Here is a 652-nt window from a genome sequence, read left to right as displayed (position 1 = left end):
GGCCCGTCGGGAGCGCAGTTGCCGGTTCAGTAATGACAGGCGCTCACACATCGTCGCACTGGCAGAAAAAAGCGCGAGCGGCGGAATAAAATCCGGATCGCTGTGCCAGTGTCCCTGCTTATCCCGCACCAGGCGGGCTACCGGGCAGGTCTGCCATGCCGCATTGTCTTCATGCGCATACCGGATGGACAGATTTAAACGGGCGACCGCAATGGTCTCTTCTTCCTGACCAAACATATCCGGTACCGGGATCCACGCTTCACGAAAGCGTAACGGCTGACCGCTCATGGCCCCCTCAGTCTGCACGTTCACCCTCCCCGGCAGCATCAGGGGTAATCCCAGTAATACCGTTACCGAATCCCGCCCTGAAAGTGCCTGTTCGTCCAGTTCCCGGACATCCGGCCCCGGATCGATGTCCGGTACATCCACCAGTGTGCCATCCTGCAGCCAGAGACGCAGCGCAGTGAACTGAATACGCCCGAAAGAAAGCAGACGTTCATCCAGCTCAGCACGCTCAACGCCCCACGGGTACGGCGATGCCAGTGCTGACACACCCGCCCGAATAAAAGCATCCATGGCCGACTGCTGCTGAAACTGCTGAGGGGACAGTAACACCCCCTCATTCCATAACGGACGAAAAATCTTCATGACA

Annotated in this window: 1 protein-coding gene; it reads right to left on the bottom strand. The window is 58.4% G+C overall.

All coding sequences use genetic code 11. The annotated features are described in order from the left end of the window. A partial coding sequence (gene tssK / locus AAIR21_RS27760) for a type VI secretion system baseplate subunit TssK (RefSeq protein ID WP_434682828.1) occupies positions 1–648 on the bottom strand: 648 nt, incomplete at its 3' end. Positions 649–652: the final 4 nt, after the last annotated feature.

This window comes from Enterobacter sp. PTB, assembly GCF_051130085.1.
Lineage (GTDB): Bacteria > Pseudomonadota > Gammaproteobacteria > Enterobacterales > Enterobacteriaceae > Enterobacter > Enterobacter ludwigii.
Note: the sequence above shows the minus strand (reverse complement) of the source record. Positions and strands in the feature narration are given on the sequence as shown.